Origin of the sequence: Kocuria sp. NPDC057446 (assembly GCF_042802875.1) — a bacterium.
Lineage (GTDB): Bacteria > Actinomycetota > Actinomycetes > Actinomycetales > Micrococcaceae > Kocuria.
On record NZ_JBHVDI010000151.1, the window covers coordinates 1 to 9476 of the forward strand.

A 9476-nucleotide genomic window follows, 5' to 3' on the forward strand; every position below is an offset into this window, starting at 1 on the left:
GTCCGAGGACGACGGGCCCGGACCGCACCGGCTCACTGCTCCGGGGCCTGCACCTGGGTGGGGTTGAGCACGCGGGAGAGGAACGCCTGGGTGCGGGGCTCGCGCGGGCTGCGGATCAGATCCGCGGCGGGGCCCTCCTCGACGACCACCCCGCCGTCCATGAACACGACCTTGTCGGCGACGTCGCGGGCGAACTCCATCTCGTGGGTGACCACGAGCATCGTCATCCCCTCGGCGGCGAGGGTGCGCATGATCGCCAGGACGTCGCCCACCGTCTCGGGGTCCAGGGCGGAGGTCGGCTCGTCGAAGAGCATCAGGGACGGGTCCATCGACAGGGCCCGGGCGATCGCCACGCGCTGCTGCTGCCCGCCGGAGAGCTGGTCGGGGTAGTTGTCGGCCTTCTCGGCCAGGCCCACGCGCTCCAGGTTGCCGCGGGCGATCCGCTCGGCCTCGGCCTTGTCCCGCTTGAGCACCTTGAGCTGGGCCACGGTGCAGTTCTCGAGCACGTTCAGGTGCGGGAACAGGTTGAACTGCTGGAAGACCATGCCCACGTGCCGGCGCATCCGGTCGACGTCGGCCTCGGGATCGGTGACCTCGAAGTCGCCGATCGTGATCCGCCCCTGCTGGGGGGTCTCGAGCAGGTTCACGCAGCGCAGCAGGGTGGACTTGCCGGAGCCGGAGGGGCCGATGAGGCAGACCACCTGGCCGGCGCCGACGCTGAGGGAGATGCCCTTGAGGACCTCGAGGGAGCCGTAGGACTTGTGCAGTCCCTCGACGACGACGGAGGCCGCGCCCGCGAGGCCGTCGGCGCCGTCGGACCCGGACCGGGGGGTGGGAGAGGATGCAGTGCTCACAGTCAGGCTCCTAGGACTTCTTCATGCGGTCGGTCTTGGACTCGAAGCGGCGGGTCAGGATGCCCAGCGGCACCGTGATGATGAGGTAGCAGACACCCGCCACCACCAGGGGCGTGAGCCCGGCCCCGGCCCCCGAGATGGCCTCGCGGCCGTACTTGGTGAGCTCGTACTGGCCCACGCCCATGCCCAGCAGGTACACCAGCGAGGAGTCCTTGGTCAGCAGGATCACCTCGTTGGTCAGCGGGGGCAGCACGATCCGCAGCGCCTGCGGGATGACGATCGTGACCATCGCCCGGGCGTGCGACATGCCCAGGGAGCGCGCCGCCTCGTACTGGCCCTTCGGGACGGCCTGCAGACCGGCCCGCAGCGACTCCGCGATGTAGGCGGCGGCGACGAGGCCGAGGGCGATCATGACGGTCACGTAGTGGTTGAAGCGGAAGCCGAAGGCCAGCGGGATGCCGTAGCCGAAGGCGAGGAAGACCAGCAGGGCGGGCACACCGCGGAAGAACTCGATGTAGAGGGTGGCCAGCCACCGGTAGGGCGCCACCGACGAGAGCTTCATGAGCGCCAGCACCACACCGCCGGTGAGCCCGACCACGAAGCCGAGGAGCGTGTAGATGAGGGTGTTCTTCAGCGCGACGACGATGATCCCGGGGAACTGCTGGGCCGCGATGGACGGATTGAACACCTTGTCGACCAGCAGCGGCCAGTCCGCGAGCGCGATCAGCGCGAGGGCGACGAGGATCAGGACGGCGTACTGGATGCCGCGGGAGAGGCGTGCTCTCTGGTGCATGGTCATGGCCATGGGATGGTCCGTTCTGGGTGGTACGGGTGGGACGGTGACGGGGGCGGCGTCCCGGGTGCGGGGCGCCGCCCCCGGGTCAGTTCTCCTGGACGGGGATCCACGTCTCGACGATCCGCTCGAGCGTGCCGTCCTCCTCGATCCGGTCCAGGGCGGCGTTCACCGCGGCGAGCATCGCCGTGTCGCCCTTCGCGACGGCCACGCCGAGCTGGTCGTCGAGGTCCGCGGTCTCCCGGACCACGAAGTCCGGGTCGTCCTGGGCGTGCTGGGCGATCGCGGTGACGTCGTCGAGCACCGCGTCCACACCGCCGGTGCTGAGCGCGGTGAACAGCGTGGTGGCGTCCTCGAACTGGACGGCGTCCAGGCCGAGCTCCTCGGCCTGGGTCTCGCCGACCGTGCCCTGCATGACCCCCACCCGCACCTGCTCCTCGCGGGCGGCGTCGATCGAGCCGACCCCGTCCTCGCCGTCGGTCACGAGCCCCAGCTCGTTGTCGTAGTAGGGCTCGGAGAAGTCCATGACCGTCCGCCGCTCCTCGGTGATGGACAGGGCGGAGATCGCGACGTCGCACTGGTCGGTCTCGAGGGCCGCGCCGGACTGGATCGACTCGAAGGCGAGCGTGACGTTCTTCATCTCCACCCCGAGGTCCGCGGCGATCTCCCGGCCGAGGTCCATGTCGAGGCCGACCATCTCGCCGTCCTCCTCCATCTCGAACGGCGGGTAGTTGGACTCCGAGCACACGGTGAGGGACCCGGGCTCCACCAGGGCCACGGCCGAGGACGCGGTGGCCCCCGCGGTGTCCCCGCCGTCCGCGGCGTCCTCGGAGGAGCTCTCGGACGTGCAGGCGGTCAGGGCGAGGGCGGCGATCGCGGACAGCGCCGCGAGGGCGTGCACGCGGGACGGGCGGGGCGTCGGACGGGGCATGCGGGGTTCCTCCGGTGGGAGCAGTGGTCGTCGGCACGGCGGAGCCGGGCGCGGGGCCGGGCGCGGGGCGGTGGCCCCGACCGTGTTCGGGGACCAGGATACGGTGCGTTCCCGCCTCCGGCTCAGCCGGCGGACAGCCCCGGGGCGGGCACCAGGCGCTCCGGGGACCCGGTGGCCCGCTGCCCCAGGGCCTGGAGCATGGGCCGCAGCTTCGCCCAGGTCTCGGCCAGCTCGGCCTCGGGGTCGGAGGCGGCCACGATGCCGCACCCGGCGTAGAGCCGCACCGTGCGCTCGTCCTCCTGCACCGCCCCGCGCAGGGCGATGCCCCAGTCCCCGTTGCCGGCCGCGTCGAGCCAGCCGACGGGGCCCGCGTACAGCCCCCGGTCCATCTGCTCCAGCTCCGGGATCGTGGCGGCGGCCACGGCCGTGGGCGTCCCGCACACCGCGGCGGTGGGGTGCAGGGCCTCGGCGAGCTCGAGGGAGGACGGCGGGTCCCCGGCCGGGCCCGGCCGCAGCGCGGCGGTGACGTCCGAGGCGAGGTGCCACACGTTGGGCAGCTCGAGGATGAAGGGCTCGGGGGAGGTCGTGACGGCGTCCGTGTAGGGCGCCAGCGACGCCTCGAGGGAGTCGATCGCGAAGCCGTGCTCGTGCTGCTGCTTCTCGGACTCGCCGAGCACCCGGGCGGCGTACTCGTGCGGGTCCCCGCCCGCGGGCCCGGCGTCCCGGTCGAGGGTCCCCGCGAGCACCCGGGCGTGGGCGACGCCGTCGAGGACCCGCACCAGCATCTCGGGCGTGGCTCCCATGAGCCGGCCCCGGCCCGTGGGGTCCCCGCCGAGGCCCACGCAGTACGTCCAGCACTGCTCGTAGCGCCGGGCGAGGTCCCGGACCACGGCCACGGCGTCCAGCGGGGCGTCCGTGCGGGCCACGACGTCCCGGGCCAGCACCAGCTTCTCCATCCGGCCGGCGCGGATCCGCTCGACGCCGTCGCGCACCGCCTCCGTCCACTCGTGCTCGCCGAGGGTGCCGGAGGACAGCCGCACCACGGCCGGCGCGGCGACGGGCCCGTCCTCGGCGGGCGGGCGGCCGGGGGCGGAGCCGAGCCGCCGGAGCCAGGCGGCCGCGACGTCGTCGGCGCCCAGCGCGAACGGGGTGCCGGGGGCGACGGCCACCACGAGGCTCGCCCAGGCCGCGTCGCCGCGGCGGCCCACGAGCAGCTCGGGGACGACGAGCCCGGAGTCCACCGCGGAGGCGGTCGCGAACGTGAAGGCGCCGAAGGCGGCCAGTCCCGTCCCCGGGACGCCCACCCGGTCCTCGACCACGGCGGCGGCGGCCAGGTCGTCCCACCACACCCGGGCCGCGGTGAACCGGTCCGCGCCGCGCACGGTGTGCTCGGCGGCCCGGCCCCAGGCCACGAGGCCCCGTCCGTCCACCGTCCAGGTGAGCAGGTCGGGCCCGGTCAGCAGATCCCGCAGGTCCGGGAGGACCGCGGGGTCCGCGCCCAGCGCGGACAGCGGCACCGTGAGGGCGTGCAGCACGGGCACCGGCGGGACGGCTGCGGCATCGGCGGCGGGGGCGGTGGAGGACATCGCCCCCCAGTCTAAGCCGCCCGCCGGACAGCCCCGGGCCCCGCGCCCGCTGCCGGGCCCGGGACGGGCGGGGCGCGGCCGCCGGGGCGGCCGGCGGGGGAGCGGCCCGGGCGGGCGCGTCGGTGCGAGGTGCGACAATGTCCGGGTGAACCGAGCAGACCTGTCCAAGCAGCCGCACGAAGTCTCCGCCATGTTCGACGACGTGGCGCCCCGCTACGACCTCGTCAACGACATCCTCTCGCTGGGGCGGACCCGCGGCTGGCGGCGGGTCGTCGCGGAGGCCGTCGGCGCCGTCCCGGGGGAGAAGGTCCTCGACCTCGCCGCCGGGACCGGGACCTCGTCCGAGCCGTACGCGGACGCCGGTGTCGACGTCGTGGCCGCCGACCTCTCGCTCGGGATGCTCGAGGTGGGCCGCGCCCGCCGCCCCGACATCGAGTTCGTCCAGGCCGACGCCACCCGGCTGCCGTTCGCGGACGCGTCCTTCGACGCCGTGACCATCTCCTTCGGGCTGCGCAACATCCAGGACTACCGCCGCGCGCTCGCCGAGATGCTGCGGGTCGCCCGCCCGGGCGGGCGGCTGGTGATCTGCGAGTTCTCGACGCCCACCGCGGCCCCGCTGCGCACCGTGTACACGGAGTACCTCATGAAGGCCCTGCCCGGGATCGCCGCGCGCGCGGCGTCCAACCCGGAGGCCTACCGCTATCTCGCCGAGTCCATCGCGGCCTGGCCGGACCAGGAGGACCTCGCCGCCGAGATCCTCGCGGCCGGCTGGACCGGCGTGCAGTACCGCAACCTCACGGGCGGCATCGTGGCCGTGCACCGGGCGTTCCGGCCCGCCGCGGGGGCCTCCGCCCGATGAGGGCCCTCGTCCTCGGCGGCGGGCCCGCCGGCGCCACGGCCGGGTACTGGCTCGCGGCGCACGGGATCGAGGCCACCGTCCTGGAGAAGACCGCCTTCCCGCGGGAGAAGGTCTGCGGCGACGGGCTGACCCCGCGCGCCGTGCGCGAGATGCAGCTGATGGACCTCCCGCACGGCCCGGAGCTCGGCTACGCCCGCAACCGCGGGCTGCGGCTCGTGGCCCGGGAGCGCAGCGTCGAGGTCCCGTGGCCCGAGCTGAGCGACTTCCCGTCCTACGGACTGGTGCGCACCCGGCTGGGCTTCGACGAGCAGCTGGCCGGGCACGCCCGTGCCGCCGGGGCCCGGGTGCTCGAGCGCCGCGCGGTGACGGGGGTGCTGCGCGACGGCTCCGGCCGGGTGGTCGGCGCCCGCGCCACGGTGCTCGACGCCGACGGGCGGCGCACCGGCGAGACCGAGGAGCACCGCGCCGACGTCGTGCTCGCCGCCGACGGCAACTCCTCCCGCACCGCGGTCTCGGCCGGGCTGCACAAGCGCGACGACCGGCCGATGGGGGTGGCGGTGCGCGCCTACTTCGAGTCCCCCCGCGCGGACCTGGAGTGGATGGAGGGCTGGCTCGAGCTCACCGACGGCAACGATCCGCACCGGGCGCTGCTGCCGGGCTACGGCTGGGTCTTCGGGGTCGGGGACGGCACCGCCAACGTGGGTCTGGGGATCCTGGACACCTCCCCGGCGTTCGGCGCCCTGGACTACCGGAAGGTGCTCGCCGACTGGACCGCGTCCATGCCGGCCGAGTGGACGTTCGACGAGGAGCACCGCCGCGGCCGCGTGCTCGGCGCGGCCCTGCCCATGGCCTTCAACCGCACCCCGCACCACGTCCCGGGGATGCTCCTGCTGGGCGACGCCGCGGGCCTCGTCTCCCCGTTCAACGGGGAGGGCATCTCCAACGCGATGGAGTCCGCCCGCTACGCCGCCGAGCACGTCGTGGCGGCCGCCGCCGCCAACGGCCCGGCCCAGCGGGAGCTGGTGCTCGCCGGGTACCCCGAGCGGGTCCGGCAGGAGTGGGGCGCCCACTTCACGCAGGGCCGGGTGCTGGCCCAGCTCATCGGCAGCCCCGCCGTGATGCAGGCCGCCGTGCGCACCGGCATGGCCGTGCCCGCGCTGATGCGCTTCGTGGTCCGGGTGATGACGGAGCTCTCCGACCGCCCCGCCGCCACCTGGGAGGACCGCGTGGTCGCCCTCCTGGACGCCCTGACGCCCGCGACCGGCAACACCCGCCCCCCGAAAACTCGCTAGAGTGGTGGACCGTGACTGAATCCTCCTCCTCGAGCGCCGACGGCCCCGCCGCGGGTCTCGGCACCGATCAGGTGAAGCTGCCCGCCGGCTTCGACCTCATCGCGTCCGACGACCGGCTGGGCCCGGTGGTGCTGGAGGCGCTCGCCCGGATCGAGGAGCGGCTGGACGAGGCGGTGCGCAGCGCCGACCACCTGGCCGACGTCACCTCCCGCCACCTGCTCCAGGCCGGCGGCAAGCGCGTGCGGCCCCTGCTGACCGTCCTGGCCGGGGAGATCGGCGGCGGCGTCAACGACGCCGTGCTCGAGTCCGCGGCCGTCGTGGAGCTCACGCACCTGGCGACCCTCTACCACGACGACGTCATGGACTCCGCGCCGCTGCGCCGCGGCGTCGCGACCGCGCAGACGGTCTGGGGCAACTCGGTGGCCATCCTCACCGGGGACCTCATCTTCGCCCGCGCCTCGTCGATGGTCTCCGAGCTCGGCCAGCGGGCCCTCAAGATCCAGGCGGACACCTTCGAGCGGCTCGTGCTCGGCCAGCTGCACGAGACGGTCGGGCCGCGCGACGGACAGGACCCGCTGGCGCACTACCTCGACGTCCTCTCCGGCAAGACCGGCTCCCTCATCGCGGCGTGCGGGCACTTCGGCACCGTCCTGGCCGGGGCGGACCAGGACGTCGTGGACGTCATGGTCGAGTACGGGGAGAAGGTCGGCATCGCCTTCCAGCTCGCCGACGACGTGATCGACGTGACCGGCGAGGACGAGGTCTCCGGGAAGTCGCCCGGCACCGACCTCCGCGAGGGGGTGCCCACCCTGCCCGTGCTCATCCTGCGCCGCATGGCGGGGGAGGGCGACGCAGACGCGGTCCGTGCGCTCGAGCACCTCGACGCCGACCTCACCACGGACGAGGCGCTCGCCCGGGCCGTGGCCGCGGTCTCCGGGCACCGGGCCACCGAGGAGGCGTGGCGGATCGCCCGGCAGTGGGCCGACGAGGCCATCGCGTCGCTCGAGCCGCTGCCGGACACGGTGGCCAAACGGGCGCTCGTGGCCTTCGCGCACGCCGTCGTGCACCGCGAGGCCTGAGCCGGTCCCGACACGCCGTCCTCGACCGTGGTGCCGGGTGCGGCGCCGGATGTGGTTCCCGGGGTCCCACGGGCTAGCCTGTAGCCGACCGCTGACCATCTCCCGCACCCGAGGACGACCATGACCCCACAGTCCCCACCCGGCCGTGCCGCCGCGCCCCGCGAGGCGTTCTCCAGCCGCACCGTCTTCATCCTGGCCGCGATCGGCTCCGCCGTCGGCCTCGGCAACATCTGGCGGTTCCCCTACATCGCCTACGAGAACGGCGGCGGCGCGTTCCTCATCCCGTACCTCGTCGCGCTGCTCACCGCCGGTCTGCCGCTGCTGATGCTCGAGTACGGCATCGGCCACCGCTTCCGCGCCTCGGCGCCGCTGGCCTACCGCCGCCTGCACCCCAAGACCGAGTGGATCGGCTGGTGGCAGATGGGCATCAGCTTCGTGATCGCCGTCTACTACGCCGTCATCCTCGGCTGGGCGATGCTCTACACCTACTTCTCGTTCGGCAAGGCCTGGGGGGACGACCCCGCCACGTTCTTCCTCTCGGACGTCCTGCAGACCTCCGAGCAGGTCGGTGTGGGCCTCGACTTCGTCCCGAACGTGCTGGCCGTCACCGCGGTCGCCTGGATCGCGCTGCTCGTGGTGCTCCTGCTGGGCGTGCAGAAGGGCATCGGCCGGGTCAACCTCGTGCTGATCCCGCTGCTGGTCCTGATGTTCCTCACCATCGTGGTCATCGCCCTCACGCTGCCGGGCGCCACCGACGGCCTCAACGCCTTCTTCACGCCGAACTGGGCGGCGCTCACCGACAGCGCCGTGTGGGTCGCCGCCTACGGCCAGATCTTCTTCTCGCTCTCGGTGGGCTTCGGCATCATGATCACCTACTCGTCCTACCTCAAGCCGAAGACGAACCTCACCGGCTCGGGACTCGTGGTCGGCTTCGGCAACTCCAGCTTCGAGATCCTCGCCGGCATCGGCGTCTTCGCGGCGCTGGGCTTCATGGCCGGGGTCGCCGGCGTGGGCGTGGACGAGGTCGCCACCTCGGGCATCGGCCTGGCGTTCATCGCGTTCCCCACGATCATCTCCCAGGCCCCGCTCGGCACGCTCCTCGGCGTGCTCTTCTTCGCGACCCTCACCTTCGCCGGCTTCACCTCGCTCGTGTCGATCGTCGAGGTGGTCGTGGCGGCCGCCCAGGACAAGCTGGGGCTGCGCCGGCGCACCGCCGTGCTGGCCGTCGTGGTGCCCATGGCGCTGATCTCCCTGGCCCTGTTCACCACCACCACGGGGCTGAACCTGCTGGACGTCACGGACAACTTCGTGAACCAGTTCGGCATCGTCGCCGCCGCGCTGGTGTCGATCATGCTGCTCACGGCCGGCTTCTCCGCGCTGCCCACGCTGCGGGACCACCTGAACTCGGTGTCCTCCTTCAAGCTGGGCCGCACCTGGATGGTGGTGGTCGGCGGGATCACCCCCATCATGCTCGGCTACATCCTCATCAACACGCTCACCACCACCCTCGCGGAGGGCTACGGCGAGATGCCCGCGTGGTTCGTCAACACGTTCGGCTGGGGTACGGCGCTCGCGATCGTCGTCGTCGCCGTGCTGCTCTCCCGGCTCCCGTGGCCGGCCGCGTCGGCGGCCTCGGACCTCAGCCCGTCCCCGGCCATCGTCGACGCGTCCGTGGACCGGCGCCGGCTGCAGGGCGGCCAGCCGCTCTCGCGCTGGTCGGACACCGCCCTGCGCACCCCGGCCCTGGACCAGGACTTCTCCTACCGCTCCCTCGCCGAGGGCACGGCCGGGTCCACCGACCGTCCGGCGGAGGTTCCCGCCGAGCAGACCGGCACCGCGCCCTGGAGCGCCGGCGCCCCGTCCAGCACCACCGGATCCCAGGAGGACCCCCGATGACCACTCCCGCCATCATCATGCTCGTCGTCGCCGTGTGCACGGTGTGGGGCGGTTTCATCGCCGCCGTCCTGCATCTGCGGCGCACCCCGGAGATCGACGAGAACGACCAGGGGTTCGGCAGCGACGACTACGTCCGCACCACCTGACCTCGCTCCGGACCCCGGGGACAGCGGAAGGGCTCCCGGC

At 73.6% G+C, this 9476-nt stretch carries 9 protein-coding genes; 5 read left to right on the top strand and 4 right to left on the bottom strand.

What is annotated here, in order from left to right:
- Nucleotides 1-32: 32 nt before the first annotated feature.
- The 4 genes from ACFU0Y_RS14975 to ACFU0Y_RS14990 form a co-directional block, all read right to left on the bottom strand.
- A complete protein-coding gene (locus ACFU0Y_RS14975; RefSeq protein WP_380215322.1) occupies nt 33-854 on the bottom strand; it encodes an amino acid ABC transporter ATP-binding protein in 822 nt (273 codons plus the stop codon).
- Nucleotides 855-864: 10 nt separating this feature from the next.
- A complete protein-coding gene (locus ACFU0Y_RS14980; protein ID WP_380215323.1) occupies nt 865-1659 on the bottom strand; it encodes an amino acid ABC transporter permease in 795 nt (264 codons plus the stop codon).
- Between the two features lie 76 nt (nt 1660-1735).
- The gene (locus ACFU0Y_RS14985; RefSeq protein ID WP_380215324.1) at nt 1736-2578 is read right to left on the bottom strand and encodes an ABC transporter substrate-binding protein; all 843 of its coding nucleotides are present in this window, start codon (nt 2576-2578) and stop codon (nt 1736-1738) included.
- A gap of 122 nt (nt 2579-2700) precedes the next feature.
- The gene (locus tag ACFU0Y_RS14990) at nt 2701-4164 is read right to left on the bottom strand and encodes an isochorismate synthase MenF (protein WP_380215325.1); all 1464 of its coding nucleotides are present in this window, start codon (nt 4162-4164) and stop codon (nt 2701-2703) included.
- Between the two features lie 145 nt (nt 4165-4309).
- Between ACFU0Y_RS14990 and ACFU0Y_RS14995 the strand changes: the two genes are divergently transcribed.
- The 5 genes from ACFU0Y_RS14995 (at nt 4310) to ACFU0Y_RS15015 (ending at nt 9436) form a co-directional block, all read left to right on the top strand.
- Entirely contained in the window at nt 4310-5023 is a 714-nt protein-coding gene (locus ACFU0Y_RS14995) for a demethylmenaquinone methyltransferase (RefSeq protein ID WP_380215326.1), read from the top strand.
- Nucleotides 5020-6315 carry a geranylgeranyl reductase family protein gene (locus tag ACFU0Y_RS15000; RefSeq protein ID WP_380215327.1) on the top strand — a complete coding sequence of 432 codons (1296 nt, stop codon included), beginning with the start codon at nt 5020-5022 and terminating at the stop codon, nt 6313-6315. Before ACFU0Y_RS14995 ends, ACFU0Y_RS15000 begins: the two co-directional genes overlap by 4 nt.
- A gap of 11 nt (nt 6316-6326) precedes the next feature.
- Nucleotides 6327-7394: a polyprenyl synthetase family protein gene (locus tag ACFU0Y_RS15005; protein ID WP_380215328.1), complete on the top strand. Its 1068-nt coding sequence runs from the start codon at nt 6327-6329 to the stop codon at nt 7392-7394.
- Between the two features lie 120 nt (nt 7395-7514).
- Nucleotides 7515-9290: a sodium-dependent transporter gene (locus ACFU0Y_RS15010; protein ID WP_380215329.1), complete on the top strand. Its 1776-nt coding sequence runs from the start codon at nt 7515-7517 to the stop codon at nt 9288-9290.
- Nucleotides 9287-9436 carry a methionine/alanine import family NSS transporter small subunit gene (locus ACFU0Y_RS15015; protein WP_380215330.1) on the top strand — a complete coding sequence of 50 codons (150 nt, stop codon included), beginning with the start codon at nt 9287-9289 and terminating at the stop codon, nt 9434-9436. Before ACFU0Y_RS15010 ends, ACFU0Y_RS15015 begins: the two co-directional genes overlap by 4 nt.
- Nucleotides 9437-9476 lie beyond the last annotated feature (40 nt).

Bases quoted from the DNA above. Each gene is read 5' to 3' on its own strand.
- ACFU0Y_RS14980 (WP_380215323.1), bottom strand. From the start codon at position 1,659: ATGGCCATGACCATGCACCAGAGAGCACGCCTCTCCCGCGGCATCCAG.
- ACFU0Y_RS14985 (WP_380215324.1), bottom strand. From the start codon at position 2,578: ATGCCCCGTCCGACGCCCCGCCCGTCCCGCGTGCACGCCCTCGCGGCG.
- ACFU0Y_RS14990 (WP_380215325.1), bottom strand. From the start codon at position 4,164: ATGTCCTCCACCGCCCCCGCCGCCGATGCCGCAGCCGTCCCGCCGGTG.
- ACFU0Y_RS15000 (WP_380215327.1), top strand. From the start codon at position 5,020: ATGAGGGCCCTCGTCCTCGGCGGCGGGCCCGCCGGCGCCACGGCCGGG.
- ACFU0Y_RS15010 (WP_380215329.1), top strand. From the start codon at position 7,515: ATGACCCCACAGTCCCCACCCGGCCGTGCCGCCGCGCCCCGCGAGGCG.
- ACFU0Y_RS15015 (WP_380215330.1), top strand. From the start codon at position 9,287: ATGACCACTCCCGCCATCATCATGCTCGTCGTCGCCGTGTGCACGGTG.